The sequence below is a fragment of the Bilophila sp. 4_1_30 genome (genome assembly GCF_000224655.1).
Classification (GTDB): domain Bacteria; phylum Desulfobacterota; class Desulfovibrionia; order Desulfovibrionales; family Desulfovibrionaceae; genus Bilophila; species Bilophila wadsworthia.
Window position 1 is genome coordinate 644,533 of record NZ_JH114232.1, and the last position, 22,218, is coordinate 666,750.

Annotated in this window: 15 protein-coding genes, 1 tRNA gene, 1 other RNA gene and 2 pseudogenes; 15 read left to right on the forward strand and 4 right to left on the reverse strand. The window is 59.8% G+C overall.

Annotated features, from left to right (window positions below; all coding sequences use genetic code 11):
- Positions 1-284: pseudogene (locus HMPREF0178_RS09495) on the reverse strand (UDP-N-acetylglucosamine 1-carboxyvinyltransferase); the annotation flags it as partial.
- 257 nt (positions 285-541) lie between these two features.
- On the opposite strand from HMPREF0178_RS09495, the gene HMPREF0178_RS09500 reads away from it, so the two are divergent.
- Positions 542-617, forward strand: a tRNA-His gene (locus HMPREF0178_RS09500).
- Positions 618-827: 210 nt separating this feature from the next.
- On the opposite strand, the gene HMPREF0178_RS09505 is transcribed toward HMPREF0178_RS09500, so the two are convergent.
- Positions 828-1,619, reverse strand: a complete 792-nt coding sequence (locus HMPREF0178_RS09505; RefSeq protein ID WP_009380454.1) for an exodeoxyribonuclease III — start codon at positions 1,617-1,619, stop codon at positions 828-830.
- A 210-nt stretch (positions 1,620-1,829) separates the two neighbouring features.
- Here HMPREF0178_RS09505 and HMPREF0178_RS09515 point away from each other — a divergent pair, with 210 nt between their 5' ends.
- The 3 genes from HMPREF0178_RS09515 to HMPREF0178_RS09525 all read left to right on the forward strand — a co-directional run bounded on the left by HMPREF0178_RS09515 (position 1,830) and on the right by HMPREF0178_RS09525 (position 7,271).
- Positions 1,830-3,446, forward strand: a complete 1,617-nt coding sequence (locus HMPREF0178_RS09515; protein ID WP_009380459.1) for a bifunctional UDP-sugar hydrolase/5'-nucleotidase — start codon at positions 1,830-1,832, stop codon at positions 3,444-3,446.
- A gap of 291 nt (positions 3,447-3,737) precedes the next feature.
- Positions 3,738-6,482 carry a sulfatase-like hydrolase/transferase gene (locus HMPREF0178_RS09520; protein ID WP_009380461.1) on the forward strand — a complete coding sequence of 915 codons (2,745 nt, stop codon included), beginning with the start codon at positions 3,738-3,740 and terminating at the stop codon, positions 6,480-6,482.
- A 435-nt stretch (positions 6,483-6,917) separates the two neighbouring features.
- Entirely contained in the window at positions 6,918-7,271 is a 354-nt protein-coding gene (locus HMPREF0178_RS09525; RefSeq protein WP_005028349.1) for a DMT family protein, read from the forward strand.
- A 158-nt stretch (positions 7,272-7,429) separates the two neighbouring features.
- Here HMPREF0178_RS09525 and queE read toward each other — a convergent pair whose 3' ends face one another.
- Together queE and queC are read right to left on the reverse strand one after the other, a co-directional pair.
- Positions 7,430-8,071, reverse strand: a complete 642-nt coding sequence (gene queE, locus HMPREF0178_RS09530) for a 7-carboxy-7-deazaguanine synthase (RefSeq protein ID WP_009733239.1) — start codon at positions 8,069-8,071, stop codon at positions 7,430-7,432.
- Positions 8,072-8,263: 192 nt separating this feature from the next.
- The gene (gene queC / locus HMPREF0178_RS09535; protein ID WP_005028351.1) at positions 8,264-8,983 is read right to left on the reverse strand and encodes a 7-cyano-7-deazaguanine synthase QueC; all 720 of its coding nucleotides are present in this window, start codon (positions 8,981-8,983) and stop codon (positions 8,264-8,266) included.
- 194 nt (positions 8,984-9,177) lie between these two features.
- Here queC and glmU point away from each other — a divergent pair.
- The 11 genes and pseudogenes from glmU (at position 9,178) to HMPREF0178_RS09585 (ending at position 22,093) form a co-directional block, all read left to right on the forward strand.
- Positions 9,178-10,555 (forward strand): annotated as a pseudogene (glmU, locus tag HMPREF0178_RS09540) (bifunctional UDP-N-acetylglucosamine diphosphorylase/glucosamine-1-phosphate N-acetyltransferase GlmU).
- A gap of 292 nt (positions 10,556-10,847) precedes the next feature.
- Complete coding sequence (locus HMPREF0178_RS09545) at positions 10,848-11,072, forward strand: cell division protein ZapB (protein WP_005028353.1); 225 nt, start codon at positions 10,848-10,850, stop codon at positions 11,070-11,072.
- 15 nt (positions 11,073-11,087) lie between these two features.
- The gene (zapA, locus tag HMPREF0178_RS09550) at positions 11,088-11,351 is read left to right on the forward strand and encodes a cell division protein ZapA (RefSeq protein WP_005028354.1); all 264 of its coding nucleotides are present in this window, start codon (positions 11,088-11,090) and stop codon (positions 11,349-11,351) included.
- A gap of 13 nt (positions 11,352-11,364) precedes the next feature.
- Positions 11,365-11,546: non-coding RNA, 6S RNA (ssrS, locus tag HMPREF0178_RS20990), on the forward strand.
- A 181-nt stretch (positions 11,547-11,727) separates the two neighbouring features.
- A complete protein-coding gene (gene rny / locus HMPREF0178_RS09555; RefSeq protein WP_005028355.1) occupies positions 11,728-13,287 on the forward strand; it encodes a ribonuclease Y in 1,560 nt (519 codons plus the stop codon).
- A gap of 594 nt (positions 13,288-13,881) precedes the next feature.
- Positions 13,882-16,071, forward strand: coding sequence for a glutamine synthetase III (locus HMPREF0178_RS09560; protein WP_009733241.1), 2,190 nt, complete (start codon positions 13,882-13,884; stop codon positions 16,069-16,071).
- A 507-nt stretch (positions 16,072-16,578) separates the two neighbouring features.
- Positions 16,579-17,421 (forward strand): diaminopimelate epimerase, encoded by an 843-nt coding sequence (gene dapF / locus HMPREF0178_RS09565; protein ID WP_009733242.1) that lies wholly within the window; start codon positions 16,579-16,581, stop codon positions 17,419-17,421.
- A gap of 172 nt (positions 17,422-17,593) precedes the next feature.
- Positions 17,594-18,844, forward strand: coding sequence for an LL-diaminopimelate aminotransferase (locus HMPREF0178_RS09570; RefSeq protein WP_009733243.1), 1,251 nt, complete (start codon positions 17,594-17,596; stop codon positions 18,842-18,844).
- 309 nt (positions 18,845-19,153) lie between these two features.
- Positions 19,154-20,482 (forward strand): 3-phosphoshikimate 1-carboxyvinyltransferase, encoded by a 1,329-nt coding sequence (gene aroA, locus HMPREF0178_RS09575; RefSeq protein ID WP_009733245.1) that lies wholly within the window; start codon positions 19,154-19,156, stop codon positions 20,480-20,482.
- Positions 20,479-21,261 carry a prephenate dehydrogenase/arogenate dehydrogenase family protein gene (locus HMPREF0178_RS09580; RefSeq protein WP_009733246.1) on the forward strand — a complete coding sequence of 261 codons (783 nt, stop codon included), beginning with the start codon at positions 20,479-20,481 and terminating at the stop codon, positions 21,259-21,261. Before aroA ends, HMPREF0178_RS09580 begins: the two co-directional genes overlap by 4 nt.
- A gap of 343 nt (positions 21,262-21,604) precedes the next feature.
- On the forward strand, positions 21,605-22,093 hold the full coding sequence (locus HMPREF0178_RS09585; RefSeq protein WP_009733247.1) for a GNAT family N-acetyltransferase: 489 nt from the start codon (positions 21,605-21,607) through the stop codon (positions 22,091-22,093).
- Positions 22,094-22,218: the final 125 nt, after the last annotated feature.

The following is a 22,218-nucleotide window of genomic DNA, read 5'->3' on the forward strand; positions in this document are numbered from 1 at the left end:
AGCACCGAGGCGCGCATGGTTTTGACCAGTTCATAGGGGGCTTCCGGGCTGAGCGCGCCGGGGGTCACGGTGACCTGCCCGTTTTCAAAGGCGTTCGGACAGCCGAGCAGTTCAAGGAGCTTGAAGGTGGTACGGATATCCCGCAGATCCGGGACATTGGTGTAGGTCACGGGTTCGTCGAGCAGGATGCTGCCCATGAGGATGGGGAGAGCCGCGTTTTTGGAGCCGCTCACATGCACGACGCCGGTCAGCGGAACGCCGCCTTCGATGATCAGTTTGTCCATGAACTGTCCCTGTATGTGGGCCCGGAAAAGCCGGGCGTTGCCGGTTGGATGAAGGATGGCCCCGCGCGAGGGCGGAACGCAGGTGCGATCCGTTTGCGGAAGCTGAGGAAAGGACACAAGATACTATCGGGTTCCTTGGCTGGTCAAGGAGCATCTTCGGGCTTCCCCGGGTGGCCTCGGCATGCGGAAATCGGAAAAATATTGCGGAAAGGCTTGACGTTAATATGGCTCTGATATAAAGACCACAGCTGCATGTGGCGGATGTAGCTCAGTTGGCAGAGCATCTGGTTGTGGCCCAGAGGGCCGTGGGTTCAAGTCCCATCATTCGCCCCACTCACTTGTCTTGAAAGACCCTGCTTCGGCAGGGTTTTTTCGTTTCTATCCCCTTCCTTCCCCCGCCATGCCTTCCGGCTGTCTTCTGAAGAGGAACGAAGCCGCCGCCCCGTTGCCTATCCGGTGGCGCGGCGGCTCCGCATTCCATTTTTATCACACGCACATGTTTTTACTCTCCGCAATGAATGCGGAGGTTCCGCCGTCTGTACACTATGCTATGGCCAATTCCAGCCCCACGGGGCAGTGATCCGAACCATAGACGTTGTTTTCTATCCACGCGTCCCGGATGGCCGGGGCCAGTTCCTCCGAAACGAAAAAGTAGTCGATGCGCCACCCGACGTTGTTGACGCGGGCGCGCTGCTTGTAGGACCACCACGAGTACTGGTGCGGCTCGTCGCCGTGGATGTGGCGGAAGGTGTCCACGTACCCGGCGGCGATGAAGCGGTCCACCCAGGCGCGTTCGATGGGCAGGAAGCCGGAGTTTTCCTCGTTGGCCTTGGGCCGGGCGAGGTCGATGGGGCGGTGGGCCGTGTTGAAGTCGCCGCAGACCACGATGGGCTTGGTGCGGCGCAGCTCTTCGGCATGGGCGAGGAACGCGTCGTAATAGCCCATTTTATAGGCCAGCCGCCCGTCGTCCTTGGTTCCGTTGGGAAAGTAGACATTGAAGAAATGGAAGGCGGGGTATTCGATGTGCAAAAGGCGGCCTTCCCCCTGATAACGGGGATCGGGGAGTTCGCGGTGCACGGCGAGCGGTTCGAGGGCGGCCTTTTGGCGCGAGAAGACCGCGACGCCCGAATAGCCCTTCTTGACCTGCGCGGCCAGCCATTCGGCATTCCAGCCCTCGGGGCTGCGATGTTCTTCGGCGATCTGCGCGGGTTCAGCCTTGGTTTCCTGAAGCGCCACCACATCGGCGTCGGTGGAGGCGAACCAGTCCCAGTCGGGTTTGCCGCTCAGGGCGCGGAACCCGTTGACGTTCCATGAAACGAGACGAATGGTATCCATAGTTTTCTCTTGGCAAAAGGAAAGGGAATCGGTAGGCACGGATCAGGCGGCCCCGGCTTTCATCCCCATGTTCCGGGAATGCGGGCCGCGCTATGCGGGTCTTTCCAGAGAAGCCCTGCCCGTGCCTCTTCCGCGGAAGGATTCCATTGCCCGTGCCGATTGTCAAACGCGCCGCGTACCGGTGCGGCCCGTCCATAAAAAGGAAAAATGATGAAGAAAATCCGCTTGCCGCTGCTGTCTTTGCTCCTGTTGTGCTTTGCGGCGCCATCACAGGCATTTGAGTTGACGGTCCTGCACACCAACGATGTCCATTCCATGTACGGCGGGACCACCGAAAAAGGGACGGCCTGCTATGCGGCCCAGTGCGCTGGCGGGTCCGGGGGCAGTGTGCGCCTGAAACAGGCCGTGGATACGGTGCGCGCGGCGGAACCGAATGTGGTGCTCCTTGACGCCGGGGACGAATTTCAGGGGACGCTGTTCTATACGCAGTTCAAAGGCGACGTGGCGGCTGAGGTGCTTGATGCCCTGGACTATACGGCCTTTACGCCGGGCAATCATGAGTTCGACGATGGCTGCGGCGAATTCAGGCGTTTTGCGGAGCGGACGCATGTGCCCGTGCTGGCCGCCAACCTGACGCTTCCGCCCGTACCCGGGGGCAAGCCGCTCACGCGCCCTTGGACTGTCGTGGAGCGCCAAGGCCGCAAGATCGGCATTGTGGGGCTGGTCAACGAGGAAACGCCTTCTCTGGCCTCCCCCTGCAAGGAGGCCGTGTTCGGTCCGGCGGAAACGGCCTTGCGCGAAGCGGTCGCGTCGCTCCGGGCGCAGGGCGTGAACATTATCATCGCGCTGACCCATCTGGGCCTGAACGTCGACTGCGAGCTTGCGGGGCGGGTGGACGGCGTGGATGTGTTCGTCGGCGGGCATACGCATTCCCTGCTTTCCAATACAAACCCCAAGGCCGTCGGGCCGTATCCCATTGTGAAGCACTCCCCATCCGGAGAGCCCGTGCTGGTCGTGACGGCGGCGTCTTCCTGCAAGCTGCTTGGGCATATTGCGATAGGCTTCAACGACGCGGGCATCGCGCAGCGCTGGAACGGCGAACCCATTGTTCTGGATGGCCGGAGCGTCACCATTCCGCCTGATGCGAAACTTTCCGCCCGGCTGGACAGCTACGCCGCCCAGTTGCGGTCGCTCATCGGGCAGCCTGTAGGCAAAATCCTGCTTGCCGGGGACACGAGCGGCCGGCAGTTTGACCTTGAGGAGGACGCCCACCTCTGCCGCGTGCAGGAATGTCCGTCCGGCGACGTCCTCATAGACTCCCTGCTCTGGGGAGCACGGGATACCGGCGCGACCGTCGCCTTGTCCGTGGGCGGCACTGTGCGTTCCTCTCTGCATACCGGCGTGGTCACGATGGGTGACCTGCTGACGACCATGCCGTTCGACAACACGCTCGTTGTCGGCGATTTGACCGGAAAACAACTGCTCGGGGCGCTTGAACATGGCGCATCCGGCTACGAAAACGGAGCGGGGCGGTTTCTTCAGGTCGCGGGGCTCACGTATTCGGTGGAACCCGCGAAACCGGTGGGGCAACGCGTTTCCGCCGTATCCGTCCGCACAAAGGCGGGCGGTTGGGAACCTCTGCGCCCGGAAGCGGTATACCGCGTCGCCACGGTGGACTATGCGGCGGAGGGCGGTGACGGCTTCGCCGCCTTCAAGAAAATAAAATGGCAATACACGGGCCGCGCGCACATCGAATGTCTGCGCGACTATATCGCCAAGGCCCCTGTGGAGGTCAGGTCCGGAGGGCGGATCAAGGTCCTCCGATAACAACACAAGAAACAATATTGCCTATCGGGGGGAGAGGGCTTTTTTCGAGAAGAGCGCCCGTCAAACGGTTCCCTCTCCCCGATACAGCCCGTCTCCCTTTCTCCAAGACATTCCCTTTCATCGACCACCCGTCAGTGTTCCCCTCCGCCGAAAGCGGGCATAGCCGGGCGGCGTACGCCCTGTTTTCCGGTTTTGCCCATCCTTTTGGTTTTTCCTTTGGTGCCCGCCATGAAATCGTCACAATCCCGTCGTATATCCAGCGTATCGCATATCGGGAGAGGTTCTCGGCACATGACAAAACGCATGATCGCCACCCAGCTTTCCGTTGGGGCACTGCTCCTCGTGCTGGTGGCGCTGATGGAATCCTATACCGGTTGGGACACGGCGGCTCAACGCTTGTGGTTCGATTCCGCCACGCATGAATGGGTGGTGTCCAACGAGCTGCACGCTCGGCTGACATGGGTTTTCTACGATGGCCCTAAAATCCTGCTGGTGGTTCTCGGGATAGCCTGTGTCGCCGGGGTGCTTGGCGGCGCACGGTGGAATCTGCCGCCGGAATGCCGCAGGGGGTGCTTGCTGCTGCTCCTCAGTCTGGCCCTTGTCCCGATGCTGCTCGGCGGTGCGAAACAGTTCACCAACGTTTATTGTCCCAAGCAGATTGAGGAGTTCGGGGGCGAATACGTCCATCAGGGCGTGCTGGAATGCCGGAACCCCGCCAATGAAGGCCGTTCCCCCGGCAGGTGTTTCCCGGCGGGGCACGCTTCGGGCGGTTTTGCGCTCATGATGCTGTTCTTTTGCTTCCGGTCGCACCGGGCACGGTGGGCCGGTCTGGGGGCCGGGCTTATTGCGGGCTGGGGTATGGGATTCTACCAGATGCTGCGGGGACAGCATTTCCTCTCGCACACGCTGTTCACAATGATCGGCGCATGGATGATCATCCTGCTTGTCACATGGGCACTGCGCGGTTTTTCTTTTAACAAGCTTGTAAGTATAAATATTTGTCCTGCTGTTCTCCCCCGGTTGTCACGGAATCGTAACAGTTCCTGTGTAACAACGCGCTCTCCGAACAGGATCTTTTCCTTCAAGAGAGGCTTCATCATGTATGCGTTTCTGGATGCCGTGCGCTACCTTGTGCGGCGGTTGCTCCCTTTCATAGGCATATATTTTTTCGCAGAGCTTACGGAACTTTCCATACTGGCCCTGCGGGAATCTTCCAACCTGCATCTGTCGCTGAAAGGCCTTCTGGTTTCGTTCCCGGTTTGGGTGGGAACGACGATGGTTTCGTGCCTTTTTTCAATCCTGCCCGTGCTGGCGTACCTGCTGCTCCTGCCTCGGAAGTGGCACGGCGGACGGTGGGACAGGCGGCTTTCCATCCTCTTTTTCTTTCTGTTCACGGCGGGGCACTTGTTTGAGGAAGTCGCGGAACTGCTGTTTTGGGACGAATTCACTTCCCGTTTCAATTTCGTGGCCGTGGATTATCTTGTCTACACGAATGAAGTGATCGGAAACATCAGCCAGTCCTACCCTGTGGCCCTGTTTTTGGGCGGGATCACTGTGGCGGCGGGAGTCGTTACGCTGCTGGCCCGGCGTTGGCTTTCCACGATCCGCACCGCGCCGCGGCTTCTCATGCGTTTTGCCGGCGCAGCGCTGCTCGTCTTGTGCGCGTGCTCGCTCAATATGGTCAACTTCATGGATATATCCGAAGATACCGGCGATCGGTACCTTACCGAGCTGTCCAAGGATGGGCTGTACAGCCTGTTCCACGCGTTCTTTTCCAACGAACTTTCCTACAACGATTTTTATTTGACGCGCCCTGATGCGGATACCGTGGCGACGCTGGCCCCCTTGATGGCCTCGGATGCCCGGAGGGTGGGCGATCCCGCGTCGCTGGCCTATGAGGTGGCGCCGCATGAAAAGGAAATCCGGGCGAATGTGGTCATTGTGCTCATGGAGAGCATGGGCTCGGAATTCTTCAGCGAATTCCGCGACGATGGGCAAAAGCTGACTCCGGAATTGGAAAAGCTGGCTTCCGAGTCGCTCTATTTCAGCCATGTCTATTCGACGGGCACCCGCACCGTCCGGGGTATCGAAGCGCTCACGCTGGCGCGTCCTCCGCTGCCGGGGATGCCCATCGTGCGGTTGCAGGGCAACGACAATCTGCGCGGCATCTGGAGCGTATTCCGCGAGCGCGGGTATGACACCAAATGGATTTACGGCGGTTACGGCTATTTCGACAACATGAACGCCTATTTCTCCGGGAACGGGTTCACCGTGGTGGATCGTACGGTGATGCAGCCGGAAGAGATCACGTTCTCGAATATCTGGGGCGTGTGTGACGAGAACCTCTTTGCCCGCGCGATCAAGGAGGCGGACGCTTCCCATGCGGCGGGCAAGCCGTTCTTCAACTTCGTGCTGACGACTTCGAATCACCGCCCATACACCTATCCCGACGGAAAGATTTCGATTCCATCCAAGTCCGGGCGCAACGGCGGGGTCATGTACGCGGATTATTCCATCGGCAAATTCATGGAAGAGGCCCGCAAGCATCCGTGGTTTGACGATACCGTGTTCGTGTTTGTGGCGGATCACGGGGCGAGCAGTTCCGGGCGCGAGGAGATCAAGCAGGGGAACCATCACATTCCGCTTATCATTTACGCGCCGAAGTTCATCAAGCCGGAACGCCGCGATCAGCCGATCAGCCAGATCGACGCCGTGCCGACGCTGCTCTCCCTGCTTCATTTCAGGTATACGGGCGAGTTCTACGGCACGAATGCGCTCGATCCGGACTATGTATCTCGTCTGTTCCTGAGCAATTATCAAAAGTTGGCCTATGTCAAAGGCAACGAGATGGTGATCATGCGGCCTGTTCGCGGGGTGCACTTCTACCGTGACGGCCAGCAGATCGGTTCCGCCGAGGCCGCAAAGCCGCAGGACAGGGTAAAGGCCCCCGACGCCTCGCTCCAGCGGGTGCTTGATGAGGGCATCAGCTATTATCAGCACTCCGCCCGCTGGCGGGAATTTTTGAAGGAACAATGAGAGAGGTGAGGAAGATTGGGGAGGGGGAAGGGCCCCTTTCCAAAAGGGCCCTTCCCCCCTCCCCAAACCCCACCCCCCATCCCCCTAAAACTTTCGACTGGTGGGGAGGCGGCGCGTCGGGAGTCCCGTTGTATGGTGTTGGTTGAAGTGCCGCGCAGGTGTGCGTGTGGATTCATGGGACTTCACGAAAAGTGCACTCGACGGTGAGGTCCCGCGCAGGAGTGCGTGTGGAAGCCGGATAGTGCTGAAGGCTCGGCCATGCCTTTCAAAGCGTGGAAGCCTTTCCCCATATGTGCGAGAGGGAAGGCCGGACCGTTGCTGGTTGAAAACAAAGCGCTTCGTTAGTAATGCGCGGGGAGATGGGGCCGGGACGTATTGCGTGACGGCGGTCGGGCGAGTACAGTGCCGGGACTTTTCGTGAAGAGGAATGACATCATGAATCTCCCTGTTCCGGTTCCGGTAGCAACCATCGTTTTATTGATTCTTTCCAATGTGTTCATGACGTTCGCGTGGTACGGGCATCTGCGCTATAAGGCGCTGCCGCTGCTCGCCGCCATCGTGATCAGTTGGGGCATAGCGTTTTTTGAATATCTGTTGCAGGTTCCCGCCAACCGCGTGGGCTACGGCTATTTCAGCGCGGCGGAACTCAAGGCCATTCAGGAAATCATTTCCCTGTCTGTTTTCGCCTTCTTTTCCACCCTGTATCTCGGCGAATCCCTCCGCTGGAACCACCTCGTCGGGTTCAGCCTGATTGTTCTCGCGGCCTTCTTTATTTTCAAAAAATGGTAGCACCTTTTTTCCGCAAAAAATGATTCTTAAAAAAGCCGGGAAACGACAGTTTCCCGGCTTTTTCGTGCGGCCCGTTCCTGCATGGGGCATCAGGCTGAAGCCCGCATCCGAAAGTCTTTGGGGTGGGAGGGGGAGGCTTGGAGGGGGAGGGAGGCCCTCTACCTCACACCAACCCACTTGTGGGTCTGCAAACCGAGGCTCCAGCGGGGATGCAGGAGACAGTAGGCGATGCACTCGCGGGTGTTGGCCTTGTTGCGCGGGTCGTCGCATGGCTGGAGCAGGAAATGCCGGAAATCCAAATCCTCGAAATCCTCGGGCGAACACCCTTGCTGCGGCCAGACAAGTTTCAGCTCGTGGCCGGAAGTCGTGGCCAGCGGGTTGGAACCCTTGGGGCTGACCGTGATCCAGTCCAGCCCCTCGGGCAGGGGCAGCGTGCCGTTGCTCTCCACGCCAAGCTCGAACCCGAGGGCGTGCAGGCGATCGATAAGCTCGCGGGTGAGCTGCAAGGCCGGTTCGCCGCCCGTGAACACGATGTAGGGCTTGCGCCCGCCGTAGGCTTGGGGATCGAGCACAGGAAAGGTGGCGGCGACGGTTTGCGCCAGTTCCTCGGCCGTGGCGAAAACCCCGGCGTCCGCGCCGACGAAATCCGTGTCGCAGAACCGGCATTTCGCCGTGGCCCGATCCTCGGGGCGGCCCGACCAGAGGTTGCACCCGGAAAAGCGGCAGAACACCGCCGGACGCCCGGCCTGTGCGCCCTCGCCCTGTAACGTGTAGAAGATTTCCTTGACCCGGTATGCCATGTTTTCCTGCTCCATTACGAAATGGAGGCGGTGGCTTCATCATTGATTTCAAATGAATCAAGTCGCCGCCGATTTTTATAGAGAGACATGGACGCTGTGTCCGCCCGGCCTTCGTTACAAACGTTTTAGGAGGGAAGGGGAGGGGAAGGGCAGCCCTTTTTCAAAAGGGTGCCCTTCCCCTCCCCGATTCGCTCATTTCCCTTCCGAATACTCTTTCCATCCGTGCTCGCGCAGCTTGCAGGCGGGGCACTGGCCGCAGCCGTAGCCCCACGGGTGCAGCTCGCCGCGATCCCCGATATAGCAGGTGTGCGTCACGGTACGGACACACTCCACAAAAGGCGCGCCGCCTTCCTGCTCGGCGAGGGTCCATGTGCGGGCCTTGTCCAGCCACATCAGGGGGGTATGCACGACGAAACGGGCGTCCATGCCGAGGTTGAGGGCGACCTGCATGGCCTTGACGGTGTCGTCGCGGCAGTCGGGATAGCCGGAAAAATCGGTTTCGCAGACGCCCATCACCAGATGCCGGATGCCCTTGCGCCACGCCAGCGCGGCGGCGGCGGTGAGGAACACGAGGTTGCGGCCCGGCACGAATGTATTGGGGATGCCCTGCTCGTTGAACGCGATTTCCATGTCGCTGGTCATGGCCGTTTCGCCGATCTGGTTGAACAGGCCGAGGCTGAGCAGGGTGTCCTCGCCGAGCCTGGCGGCCCACGATGCGGGCAGGGAGGCGTCCGAGCGGACGGCGTTCAGTACGTTCCGGCGGCACTCCATTTCCACATGATGCCGTTGTCCGTAGTCGAAACCGACCGTAAAGACGCGATCGAAACGGTTGAGGGCCCATCCGAGGCAGGTCGCGGAGTCCTGTCCGCCGGAAAAAATGACAAGGGCCGAAGAGTCTGTATTGCTGGTCATATGCTGTCCTGAAAAGGCGTTGTTGTAGTCTCGAACGGTTGCTAACGCAGGGAGTGGGAGCTTGTAAAGCACGTGAGTTGTAGCGTAGTATAAGGCAACGCCGCCGCATGGACGGCCTCCGCCCCGAGGGCGGGAACATTTGACGATACCGCGCGGGGTCCGCCCCGGGCGAAAGATACGCATGAGGTGATGTGATGTCCAATTCCAGCGCGCTTTCCTCTTCCTGCTGCGCCCTGATTCTCGCGGCGGGCAAGGGTACCCGTATGCACTCCAAGAAGCCCAAGGTGTTGCACACTATTTTGGGCGAACCGTTGCTTGGGCATGTGGCGGGAGCGCTGCGCCCCCTGTTCGGCGAGGCGGTATGGGCCGTCATCGGGCACGAGGCGGATATGGTGCGGGCGGCGTTTGCGGGCCGCGATCTGCGTTTCGTGGAGCAGAAGGAACAGCTCGGCACCGGGCACGCCCTGATGGTCGCCCTGCCGGAACTGAAGCGGGCGGGCATGAAGAAAGTGCTTGTGGTCAACGGGGACACCCCGCTGATCACGACGGATACGCTGCGCGATTTCATGTTTTATGCTGAAGGCGCGGACGTGTCCGTGGCGACGCTGACGTTGGAAAACCCCGGCGCGTATGGTCGCATCGTCCGTCAAAACGGCGAACTGCGTGCCATCGTGGAAGCGAAGGATTTCGACGTCGCCGTCCACGGGGAGCCGACCGGCGAGATCAACGCGGGGATCTACATGCTGAACCTTGACGCCGTGGAAATCCTTGTCCCGAAGCTCGGCAACGAGAACAAGAGCGGCGAATATTACATCACCGACCTCGTGGGCATGGCCGTGGCCGAAGGCATGGTCGTGCGCGGGCTGTCCTGCGGCAGCGACCCGAACCTGCTCGGGATCAACAATCCCGCCGAACTGGCGGCATCCGAGGAACTGCGGCGGCGTGCCATCGTGGAGGAACGGCTGGCGGCCGGCGTGGCCATGCACGGCCCGGACATGGTCCGTATGGGCCCGTATGTAACCGTGGAGCCGGGTGCGGAACTGTTCGGCCCCTGCGAACTGTACGGCCATACGCACGTCGCCTCGGACGTGATCATCGAATCGCATTGCGTGATCCGGGACAGCCGCGTGGAAAGCGGTACGGTTGTGCATTCCTTCTCGCATATGGACCATGCCGAGGTCGGCCCGGACTGTCTCGTGGGGCCGTATGCGCGGCTCCGCCCCGGCGCGGTGATGGAACGCGGGGCGCATATGGGCAACTTCGTGGAAATGAAGAAGGCGCGCCTCTGTGAAGGGGCCAAGGCCAACCACCTTACCTATTTGGGGGATGCGGAGGTCGGCGCGCGGGCGAACATCGGAGCGGGTACGATCACCTGCAACTATGATGGCGTGAATAAATACAAAACCATCATCGGCGAGCACGCGTTCATCGGCAGCAACACCGCGCTGGTGGCCCCGGTCACCGTGGGCGCGGAGGCGCTCGTGGGCGGCGGGGTCGGTCATCACGAAGGACGTGCCGGACGGCGATCTGGCCGTCGCGCGCGGCAAGCAAATGAATGTGCACCGCAAATAGGTGCGTTTCAGAGGTTATATCAGAGAATTGCGCCGGGAGATGCCGCTCAGGGGAGGGGTATTCGGCGGGTAATGTGGGAACAAGGCTTCCAGCGTCTTGAAGAACTGTGGATATTCCGTTACTAAAAGAACATCTCCGGATTATGACAAACGGATTTGATGCGCGTATTCCCGAAAAGGTGGGCCCCGGCACCTCCGCCGACACGGCGACCGCCTTTGCGAAAACTGTATCGTACCCTTTTCTTCTCACCCTCAATCTTGCCATGAAACGGCAAAAAGAGTAGAGTCTTCGCATGGAACTTTTTGATCTCTTGGAAACCCGTGTGGTTGAGCTTCTCGGCCAGATTGATACCCTCCGCGAGGAAAACAAGACCTTGCAGGAAAAAGTAAACGCTCTCGACGAGGAGAACAAGACTCTGAAGGAGTCTTTGGAGCAGGAGCAGCACACTAAGGAAGAGATTAACGGCCGCATCGACACGTTGCTCTCGACGATTCGCGAGTTTACGGCCGAAGCGTAACCGACCGATATCCGTATGCACAGCTTTCAGCTCAATGTCCTCGGCATGGACATTTCCTTCCGTACGGATGCTGATTCCGCTCGTATCGAGCGGGCTCAGGACTTCGTCGAGAAGCAGTATGAGAGATTGAAAAACCAAGGAGGGCAGTTCGGCAGGGAAAAACTGCTGACGCTTCTGGTTTTGGGAGTTGCAGACGACTTGTTGCAAACACAGCAGCAGCTTGACGGCGTGGAGACTCGCCTCGCCAACTTGCTGGAGCTTATAGAGAAAACGGATTAATTTGTTGGCAAAATGTTCCCTGGAGCGTTCGTGATCCGCCTATTGGTGCTGACCTCACAAGCTTAGAAATTGGGAGCCGAGCGAGAGATTGGTGTGCATGCCCGACTTGTCGGGAAGTCTAAAGATCTGTCCAAGGTTCCCCCCTGGGAGACCAGGTTCCGCACCGGTATTCTGACACGGCGCTCTGGGGTCATTTCTGGTGTCCTGTTCTGGGACACCGCTTATACAGATCCGTCTTTTCCATTGTGCGGATCGTGTTGTCTTCTTCTTTTCCCATCAGAATGTCCTCCCCATGCCTTGGACGATGCTGTCTGCCGGCAGCTTCATGACATTGCATAAACGGGCTTCGGCCCGACACTATAAAGGGAGGGGATTTATGGAATTTTTTACCGCCTTGAGCGTCCTCGCGGCGATATGCGTCAGCGGGGGCGTGGGCTTTTATCTCAATAAACACCTCAATGCCAAGCGGATTGGCGACGCCACCGAGCTGGCGACCCGCATAGTTGAAGAATCCCGCAAGGAAGCTCAGGCGCAGAAGAAGGAAATCCTTCTTCAAGGCCAGGACGAGCTGTTCAACCAGAAGCGCGAACTTGAGCATGAGTTCAAGGAACGCGAGCGCGAGCTGAAGGCCCGCGACCGCAAGCTTCAGGAGCAGGGCGAGCGGCTTGAGGAAAAGCTTGAAAAAGCGACCGAAAAAGAACACGAACTCCTGAGCGTCGAAAAAGACCTCTCCAAAAAGGAGCGGAAACTTGCCGAGCTTGAGGAAACGCTCAACGAACGCATCGATGAGCAGGAACACCGTCTGCAGGAAGTCTCCGGCCTGACCGCCGAGGAGGCCCGGCAGCGGCTTTTTGCGGAAATCGAGTCCCGCACCCGCCACGAGGCCGCCAAGATGATGCGCCTCATTGAGGCCGAAGCCCGCGAAACCGCGGACCGCAAGGCCAAGGAGATCATCGCCTGTTCCATCCAGCGCTATGCGGGCGACTATGTGGGCGAACACACCGTCACCGCCGTGACCCTGCCCAGCGAAGACATGAAAGGCCGCATCATCGGCCGTGAAGGGCGCAACATCCGCGCTCTGGAAGCGGCTACCGGCGTTGATCTCATCATCGACGACACTCCCGAAACAGTCATCCTGTCCGCATACAGCCCCCTGCGCCGCCAGGTCGCCAAGATGGCCCTTGAACGCCTCATTCAGGACGGGCGCATCCATCCGGCCCGCATTGAGGATGTTGTCCACAAATGCGAGCAGGAGCTTGAAGTGCAGATCCGCGAAGTGGGCGAACAGGCCACGTTCGACGCGGGCGTGCACGGCATCCATCCCGAACTCGTCCGCTTTCTGGGCCAGCTCCGTTACCGTACCAGCTTCACGCAGAACGTGCTCCAGCATTCGCTGGAAGTTTCCGCCCTGTGCGGCATGATGGCCGCCGAGCTCGGCATGGACATCAAGAAAGCCAAGCGCGCCGGCCTGCTGCACGACATCGGCAAGGCCGTCGACCACGAGGTCGAAGGCCCGCACGCGCTCATCGGAGCGGATCTCGCCAAAAAGTACAATGAAAGCAAGGAAATCCTGCACGCCATCGCCGCACACCATGAGGATCAGCGCCCTGAAACCGCGCTGGCCGTGCTGGTGCAGGCTGCGGACTCCCTTTCCGGGGCCCGTCCCGGCGCGCGCAAGGAACTCTTGGAAAGCTACGTCAAGCGCCTTGAGGATTTGGAAAACATCGCTTCCGAATTCGACGGAGTATCCAAAGCGTACGCCATTCAGGCCGGGCGCGAAATCCGCGTCATGGTCAATTCCGAAAACGTGGATGACGATCAGACCTACATGCTCTGTAAGGGCATCACCGGCAAGATTGAAGAAAACCTTACCTATCCCGGCCAGATCCGCGTCACGGTCATCCGTGAGCGCCGGGCCGTCGGCTACGCGAAATAGCCGCCGCTCCTCATGCCATTCACGGGAGGGAACTTCGGTTCCCTCCTTTTTTTATGCTGGAGGGCATTGGGGAGAGCGGACCGCAAATGATGCCGCCTCTTCAACCCTCGGCTCTGTGAAAAGATTCTCTTTATCCATCTGCGGTCTTGCTGTGTTGGAGTAGGCAGCGCCCACACATGCCTTGTCTCTCCGGGGAAACGGCGCGCTTTGCACTGACATACTGCCATCAATCTACAAAAATGTAGATTGATAGGTATTTCCTACAAAAAGGTCTTTTTGGAGAAAACCCCACGGAATTCAATTTGATTGAGCGTTCAAGGAATGAGCGCTGGCGGATGAAGGAAGAAATTCCGATTGAAAAATACATGAAATCAAATAGATGGATGAATTCTACGTAAAGGTGGAATTTTTCATGCACGCCTCGTCCCTTTCCTCCGGAAGAAGGGAAATCTGGAATTCAACCTCAGGGTATAGACGGGATAATTTTGTGATTTTAATCTGTTACAGAATGGACGTGTTCGCCGCTCACGCTTTGAATATGTTGGCCCCGATTTTGCTTCTATCCGGGCATCAACCTATTCGAGGAGTGATCCCATGAGTTCCACCGTCCGTGAAACAGCCCTTGATCATATTTCCACCGCCCAGCCTGTTGCGCCTCTTCCGGCTCCGGAGCAGGGCAAGGCTCTTGCCAACGGGTATGGCTGCGATGTGTTCAACACACGCGTCATGCGTCAGCGCCTCCCGCGTGAAGTGTATGACCGCCTCATGCGGACCATGACCCATCGCACCCCGCTTGATCCGGCCGATGCCGACATCATCGCCGGAGCCATGAAGGATTGGGCTCTCGAACACGGCGCTACGCATTACACCCACTGGTTCCAGCCCATGACCGGGCTGACGGCTGAAAAGCACGACGCCTTCCTGTCTCCCACGGCGGACGGGCAGGTGTTCGGCGAGTTTTCCGGGAAAATGCTCATCAAGGGTGAGCCGGACGCTTCTTCCTTCCCGTCCGGCGGCATCCGTTCGACGTTTGAGGCCCGCGGCTACACGGCGTGGGACCCTACCTCGCCGGTATTCCTGCTTGGCGACGAGTACGGACGCAAGACGCTGTATATCCCCACGGTGTTCTATTCCTACACGGGTGAGGCCCTTGACCGCAAAACACCGCTGATGCGCTCTGTGGAGGCCGTTTCCGCACAGGCCCTGCGCATCCTCCGCCTGCTCGGCAATACGACGGCTACCGGCGTTCAGGCGATGGTGGGTTCCGAGCAGGAATATTTCCTTGTCGATCGGCGTCTCTATGTCCAGCGGCCCGACCTCATGATGTGCGGGCGCACCCTTTACGGCGCAAAGCCCGCCAAGGGTCAGGAAATGGAGGATCACTACTTCGGCAGCATCCCCAGCCGGGTTCTGGCCTATATGCAGGATGTGGAGCAGCGCCTTTTCGCGCTCGGCATCCCTGCGCATACCCGCCACAACGAAGTGGCTCCCGGCCAGTTCGAGATCGCTCCCGTATACGAGGACGTGAACATCGCCACGGACCACAACATGCTGACGATGGAAGTGATGCGCCGCACGGCCCGGCGGCATGGCTACGTTTGCCTGCTGCATGAAAAGCCGTTCGCGGGCGTCAACGGATCGGGCAAGCACAACAACTGGTCGCTGTGCGATTCCGACGGCCACAACCTGCTGAACCCCGGCGAAACCCCGATGAAGAACGCCCAGTTCCTCGTCTTCCTCGCCGCCGTCCTGCGCGCCGTGCACAAGCACGGCATCAACCTGCGCCTCGGCATCATCGGGGCCAGCAACGATCACCGCCTGGGCGCCAACGAAGCGCCGCCCGCCGTGCTGTCCGTGTATCTCGGGGACAGTCTCTCCGCGATCATCCGTGCCATCGCCTACGGGAAAGAGGCCGCCGGCGGCTGCTCGGAACCGCTCCAGATAGGCGTTTCCGTGTTGCCGAATATCCCGCGCGATCTGTCCGACCGCAACCGGACCAGCCCGTTCGCGTTCACCGGCAACAAGTTTGAATTCCGCGCCCTCGGCTCCTCCCAAAACATCGCTACGGCAAATATTTCCCTGAATGCGGCCATGGCCTGCGCGCTGGACGACATCGCCTCCATGCTGGAAGCCGAGCTTGCCCAAGGGACGCCACTCAACGCCGCCATCCAGAGCCTGCTCGCCAAACTGTTCGCGGAGCACATGCCCATCGTATTCGACGGCAACGGGTACAGCGACGAGTGGCTTGCCGAGGCTGAAAAGCGCGGGCTGCCGAACCTCAAGGACACCGTGGCCGCCCTTGCCCACTACAGCGACAAGGATGTGATGGCTGTTTTTGAGCGCCACGGCGTCCTGAGCCCGAGGGAAATGCTGTCCCGGCAGGAAATTTTGCTGGAGAACTACACGCACAGCGTATCGATCGAAGGGCATACCGCGTTGAAGCTTGGACGCACCCGCATCCTGCCCGTCGCCTTGGCGTATCAGACCCGTTTGGCGAAAGCGGCTTCGTCCGCAGCGGCTCTTGTAGACGATGCGGCGGAGGAGAAGGCGTATTTTGTACGGGTACGCGAGCAGGTGCGCGGCCTCATGTCCGCTCTGGATACCCTTGAAGCCGCCGTCAACGGCGATTTCGGCGGCACGGCGCTGGCACGCGCCGCCTACGCCCGTGACACAGTGCTCCCGGCCATGAATGCGTGCCGCAGTCATGCCGATGCGTTGGAATGCCTGTGCGCCAGCCATGACTGGCCGCTGCCGAGCTACGCCGAACTGCTGTGGCTCCATTAGGGCTTCAGGGAGGGCGTTTCTCCGCTTTCCGAGGCGGGCAGGGGAGCTGCCCTGTCGTTGCTGAAGAATATCCCGCTGGGGCCTGTTTGGGCGTGGTGCCCGTCCTCCGGCGACGGCTCCGTGTGCAGTATGGCGCTTTGCCGGAGGGAACAGGAGAGAGGGAAGCCTTTCCGGGAAGGGCTTCCCTTTTTTGGGCTCGGGCGTCCGGAAACGAGAGAGGCAGCCTCTTTCCGAAGAAAAAGACTGCCCCTCTACTCCCACCCTGAAACATTTTCAGGACAGGGTTTGAATACCCGTACTGGGCGAAAAAAGCAAGCCGCATATCGGACTTTGGTTTCCGGAAAAGTCCGTCCTTCTGATGGGCAGTGTGTGTATATTTCCATATTTTTCAAATGATTGTCAGGTTGATGTGATGAGGGCGCCCGTTATGGCGCTTGTTGGATCCTCCGTTCGTTTCCTCTGTGAAACGGCGCGGAGGGCGGTTTTTCAACGATAGGGGAAACAGACATGCGGTTTACCAAGATGCAGGCTGCCGGAAACGATTATGTGTATATGGATACGCTCAAGGCACCCATTTCCAGCCCGGAAGCGCTGGCCCGCCGTATCAGCGATCGGCACTTTGGCGTAGGCAGCGACGGACTCATTCTCATTTGCCCTCCCTCCGATCCCGGTGCGGCGGATTTTCGGATGCGGATGTTCAATGCGGACGGCTCGGAGGCCGAGATGTGTGGCAACGGCATCCGCTGCGTAGGCAAGTACGTCTACGACAACGGGCATACGGATAAGGAACAGGTCCGCATCGAGACGCTGGCGGGTGTTTTGACGCTCCGGCTTCATGTCTCCGGCGGAAAAGTGGAGGCGGTGACGGTGGACATGGGCGAACCCCGCCTCGCTCCCAAGGATATCCCGGTGAGCGGGCCCGGCGAGGATTTCATTAACCGGCCTCTGCGGGTACAGGGCCGCGTCTGGAACGTCACGGCGGTTTCGATGGGCAATCCGCACGCCGTCGTTTTCATGCATGGCATCGACAACTTGGATTTATCCGGTATCGGGCCGCAGTTTGAGCATCACCCCTTGTTTCCCCGGCGCACGAACACCGAGTTCGTGGAGGTCGTCGACAGGCATCATTTGAAGATGCGGGTTTGGGAGCGCGGCGCGGGCGAAACCCTTGCCTGCGGCACGGGGGCGTGCGCGTCCGTGGTCGCCGCCGTATTGACCGGCAATACCGAGCGCAAGGTTCGCATGAAGCTCCTTGGCGGTGAGCTCGACATCGAATGGGATGAGGCCACCAACCACGTCTTCATGACCGGCGGCGCAGTGACGGTGTTTACAGGGGAATGGCTGGGCTAAAGCACTTGGAGAGGGGGAGAACCTTTCTGGAGAAAGGCTTCTCCCGCCCCCTCCAAACCTCCCCCCACCCTCTCCAAAGACTTTCGTTTTTTCTATTGGGGAGATGCGGGAGGAGGGGCTTTGGCGGCGATGTCCTTGTGGAAGTTTTTTAGTTTATTCAGGAGAATACCAGATGGCACAGATCAACGATGACTATCTCAAGTTGCCGGGCAGCTATCTTTTTGCCGATATCGCGCACAAGGTGAATGCGTTTAAGGAAAATCACCCTGAAATGGAGCTCATCCGCCTCGGGATCGGTGACGTGACCCGTCCTCTGCCGCCGTCCGTCATCAAGGCGCTGCATAAGGCCGTGGATGAACAGGCGACCGCGGAGGGCTTTCGGGGCTATGGTCCGGAACAAGGTTACCGCTTCCTGCGCGAGGCCATCGCGCAAGGGGATTTCGCGTCTCGTGGCGTGGAGATCGATCCCGATGACATTTTCGTCAGCGACGGGGCGAAGTGTGATCTCGGCAATTTTCAGGAATTGTTCGGGCGCGGGAATGCCATCGCCGTGACCGATCCTGTATACCCAGTGTATGTGGATTCCAATGTGATGGGAGGCCGCGCCGGAACATTTGATGGAAAAGGGAGCTGGTCGGGCATTGTTTATCTGCCCTGCTCGGCTGAAAACGGCTTTGTTCCGGCCCTGCCTCTGAAGCGGCCCGACGTCATCTACCTGTGCCTGCCGAACAATCCCACAGGCACGGCCCTGAGCCGCCCCGAGCTGCAACGCTGGGTGGATTACGCACGCGGCAATCAGTGCCTTATCCTGTTCGACGCGGCCTATGAGGCCTATATTCGGGAGGACGGCATCCCCCACAGCATTTATGAGCTGGAGGGAGCCAAAGAGGTTGCCGTGGAATTCCGCAGCTTCTCCAAGCCCGCCGGGTTTACCGGGCTGCGTTGCGGGTATGTGGTGGTCCCCGAAACCGTAAAGGCGCGCGCCGCCGATGGCCGGATGCTGCCCCTCAAGCCGCTGTGGAACCGCCGCCAGACGACCAAGTACAACGGTTGCCCCTACATCGTTCAGCGCGCCGCCGAAGCCGTCTATTCACCCGAAGGGCGGCAGGATGTACGCGACAATGTGGGCTATTACATGGAAAACGCCTCGACCATCCGTGGCGGGCTGCAAGCGGCGGGACTGGACGTTTACGGGGGTGTGAACGCTCCGTACATCTGGCTGAAGACGCCGGGCGGCATGGATTCGTGGCACTTTTTCGAAGCGCTCTTGAACCGTTTCGGCATAGTGGGGACTCCCGGCGTGGGGTTCGGCCCGAGCGGTGAAGGCTATTTCCGACTTACGGCGTTCGGCTCCCATGAGAACACGCGGAAAGCCATGCGGCGCATCGCCGATGCCGGGCACTGGTCCGAGTGGAAGATATAGGAAAAAGAAATCTCTGGGGGCTTCCCACTGTCGCGGAGCCGTAACTTGACATTCCCGCCGCGTTGGTTTTAGGGTGATCTCTACGTTTTTTTGCACAAAGGAACCGACAGATGTTTTCGTTGAACGCCGCCCTTTCCCTGAGTGAAGCCCCCATGAACTGGGGTCTTTGCTATTACTATTACTTTAGGGGCAGAAGCGGCGTTGAGGCGTGCGTCTGACGGTGTTGCGTCAGGACAAGCGTTGATCGGGGGCCGCGAACGGAGTGTTCGCGGCCCTTTTTGTTTTTTCATCAGCAGCAAGCGGGTTGGAATGATGATCACAGTACAGGCTCCGGCGTCGAAGTCGGTATCGCATCGCATGGTTATGGGCGCGGCCCTCGCTCAGGGGGATTCCGTGGTGAGCCGCGTGCTCGAAAGCAAGGATTTGGAACGCACGATGGCGATCCTCAGGGGAGCCGGGGCGGGCATCGTCCGCACCGGGGAGGGCGAATACGCGATTTCCGGCGTGGGCGGGCAGCCGCACGGCGGCTCGGTGGATCCGCTGTCCTGCGACGTGCACGAATCCGGCACGACCTGCCGGTTGCTGACCGCCGTGCTCGCCGCCGGGATGGGGCGTTTCCGCGTCCACGGCGCGCCCCGTATGCACGAACGGCCCATTGGGGAACTGACCGCCGCGCTGGAGACGCTCGGCGTGTCCTTCACGTTCGAGAGGAAACCGGGATTCCCGCCTTTCGTCCTGAAAACGTGCGGGCTGGACGGCGGCGAAGTGGGCATCGGCATGGACGAGTCGAGCCAGTACCTTTCGGGCGTGCTGTTGGCGGCTCCGCTGGCGCGTGCTCCCCTGACCATCAATATCGGCGGCAGCAAGGTCGTTTCATGGCCCTATGTCGGCCTGACCCTTCAGGCGCTGGAAAACTTTGGCGTGCCGTTCTCCGTGGAGCGGAAGGAAGGCGGCGTATGGAGCGCCGTCGACTGGCATACGCTGGAGCAGGCCGAACCGGGGAATGTCCGTTTCCGCATGGTTCCGGCCATGTACCGCGCCGGGCGCTACGCCGTGGAAGGCGACTGGTCGGGCGCGTCCTACCTGCTTGCCGCCGGAGCCATCGGGCCCCGTCCCGTACGTATTGAAGGATTGCGGGCGGATTCATTGCAGGGCGATCGCGTGATGCTGGACATCCTCCGCGATATGGGCGCGCGGATCGACATCGAACCGGATGCGGTGACCGTCCACCCTTCGGATCTGCGCGGCGTGGTGGCGGATATGAGCCGCTGCCCGGATCTGGTCCCCACAGTGGCGGTGGTGGCGGCGCACGCGTCAGGCCCGACCCGCCTCTGGAACGCGGCTCACCTGCGCATCAAGGAATGCGACCGTATCGCGGTTCCGGCTCAGGAATTGTCCAAGGTGGGCGTCCGGTGCGACGAGCACGACGACGGCCTGACCATACACGGCGATCCCGCTTTGACGTCGCGTCTGCATTCGCTTGACGGCATTGCCTTTTCGGCGCACGGCGATCACCGTATCGCCATGAGTTTGGCCCTGCTGGAGCTGCGGGGAGGGCGTCTGACGCTGGACGATCCGTCTTGCGTGAGCAAATCGTTCCCGAATTTCTGGGAATGCTGGGGACAGGTGCGGGCATGAGCGGCAACACGGCTGAAAGTGGTTTTACGCCCCGGCGTCTGGTCATCGTCGGCTGCCGGGGCCGGATGGGGACGTTGCTGTCCGCACGCTGGAGCGCGGCGGGGCATACTGTGGCGGGGCTGGATCTGCCGCTGACCGATGACGTTTTCGCCGAGGCCCTGCCCGGCGCGGACGCCGTTTTCCTGTGCATCCCCGCCGGGGTCATGGCTGAAGTATTGCCGCATCTCGTGCCGCATCTGGACGGCGGGCAGATCCTTGCGGACATTACCTCCGTAAAGATGCAGCCTTTGGGCCAAATGGAGCGGGCCTACGCCGGGCCGGTAGTGGGTACGCATCCCCTTTTCGGCCCCAAACCGCAGCCGTCCGACCTCCGCGTCTGCATTACGCCGGGCGCTGCGGCGACGGATACGCATATCGGCCTTGTGGAGGGGCTTTTTGAGGACATGGGATGCTCGACCTTCCGTTCGACCGCCGAGGCCCACGACAGTGCCGCCGCGTCCATTCAGGGGCTGAACTTCATTTCCAGTCTGGCGTATTTTGCGACGCTTGCCGATCACGAGGAGCTGTTGCCTTTCATAACGCCGTCCTTCCGGCGGCGTCTGGAAGCCTCGCGCAAGCTCCTGACCGAGGACGCCCCCTTGTTCGAGTGGCTTTTTGAAGCCAACCCCATGAGTCAGGAGTCCATCCGCCAGTATCGTTCATTCCTCAATGTTGCCGCGGGCGGTGATGTCAACGTACTGGTCCAGCGCGCCCAATGGTGGTGGAAGGAAGCGCGTTAGGGAAGGCGGGAAGAAAATTGGAGGGGGGAAGGGGGACCTTTCTCCAGAAAGGTCCCCCTTCCCCCCCTCCAAAACCTCCCCCTTTCCCCTCCCAAGACTTTTGGCTTTATCGAATCCCTCTTGTCCGGTTGGGGGAGGATTTGTTGTTTATCTTTGTCCGGCGTATCATTGGGAAAGGAGCGTATTGGTCTTTGAGTTTTTTTATTTATTATATTGAAATTATATGTAATTTTAAAAAATACTCTAAGGTCAGCGCCCTCTGGGAAAGGGTATCGGGATGGAAAGGCGGTTTCCTGAAAGCCGGATCGGACTTTAGGAATGTATTTGATATCAGGCGGAGTTCATGCGGATACGAACGGCTACACAGGATGATTTAGATGCTATTTGCCGGGTCGAGGCAATCTGTTTTCCCGCGAGCGAGGCAGCCACGCGGGAGTCGCTTGCCGCCCGGCTCAAGGTTTTTTCCCGTCATTTTTTTCTGCTGGAAGATGAAGGAACACTCATCGGCTTTGTAAACGGCATGGTAACGGATGCCCGTACCATTTCCGACGTCATGTTCGAGCAGGCCGAACTCCATAAGGAAGACGGAAAATGGCAAAGCGTGTTCGGGCTGGACGTATTGCCGGAATACAGGCGCAAAGGGTATGCCGGGCAGCTCATGCGAGAGCTTATCGAACACGCACGCGAAGACGGGCGTTGTGGCTGCATCCTGACATGCAAGGAGCATCTCCTGCCGTATTATACCCGATTCGGCTTCAGGAATCTGGGCGTTTCCCTGTCGCAACACGGCGGGGCCGTCTGGTATGACATGATTTTGGAGTTTTCTCGTTAGTACGTTCTTCTAGAACACTACACTTGGAGTTCCCCAGGCGAAAAGAAACGGTTCCCATGCGGCGTAAGCTGCATGGGAACCGTTTCTTTTCGCCTTTGAGGGGGTCCGGGGGGAATCATTCCCCC

Coding starts and splice junctions, on each gene's coding strand:
- HMPREF0178_RS09515 (WP_009380459.1), top strand. CDS start 1,830: ATGAAGAAAATCCGCTTGCCGCTGCTGTCTTTGCTCCTGTTGTGCTTT.
- rny (WP_005028355.1), top strand. CDS start 11,728: ATGGAATTTTTTACCGCCTTGAGCGTCCTCGCGGCGATATGCGTCAGC.
- HMPREF0178_RS09585 (WP_009733247.1), top strand. CDS start 21,605: ATGCGGATACGAACGGCTACACAGGATGATTTAGATGCTATTTGCCGG.
- aroA (WP_009733245.1), top strand. CDS start 19,154: ATGATGATCACAGTACAGGCTCCGGCGTCGAAGTCGGTATCGCATCGC.
- HMPREF0178_RS09505 (WP_009380454.1), bottom strand. CDS start 1,619: ATGGATACCATTCGTCTCGTTTCATGGAACGTCAACGGGTTCCGCGCC.
- queE (WP_009733239.1), bottom strand. CDS start 8,071: ATGGCATACCGGGTCAAGGAAATCTTCTACACGTTACAGGGCGAGGGC.
- HMPREF0178_RS09580 (WP_009733246.1), top strand. CDS start 20,479: ATGAGCGGCAACACGGCTGAAAGTGGTTTTACGCCCCGGCGTCTGGTC.
- HMPREF0178_RS09570 (WP_009733243.1), top strand. CDS start 17,594: ATGGCACAGATCAACGATGACTATCTCAAGTTGCCGGGCAGCTATCTT.
- HMPREF0178_RS09525 (WP_005028349.1), top strand. CDS start 6,918: ATGAATCTCCCTGTTCCGGTTCCGGTAGCAACCATCGTTTTATTGATT.
- HMPREF0178_RS09520 (WP_009380461.1), top strand. CDS start 3,738: ATGACAAAACGCATGATCGCCACCCAGCTTTCCGTTGGGGCACTGCTC.
- HMPREF0178_RS09560 (WP_009733241.1), top strand. CDS start 13,882: ATGAGTTCCACCGTCCGTGAAACAGCCCTTGATCATATTTCCACCGCC.
- zapA (WP_005028354.1), top strand. CDS start 11,088: ATGCACAGCTTTCAGCTCAATGTCCTCGGCATGGACATTTCCTTCCGT.
- queC (WP_005028351.1), bottom strand. CDS start 8,983: ATGACCAGCAATACAGACTCTTCGGCCCTTGTCATTTTTTCCGGCGGA.
- dapF (WP_009733242.1), top strand. CDS start 16,579: ATGCGGTTTACCAAGATGCAGGCTGCCGGAAACGATTATGTGTATATG.
- HMPREF0178_RS09545 (WP_005028353.1), top strand. CDS start 10,848: ATGGAACTTTTTGATCTCTTGGAAACCCGTGTGGTTGAGCTTCTCGGC.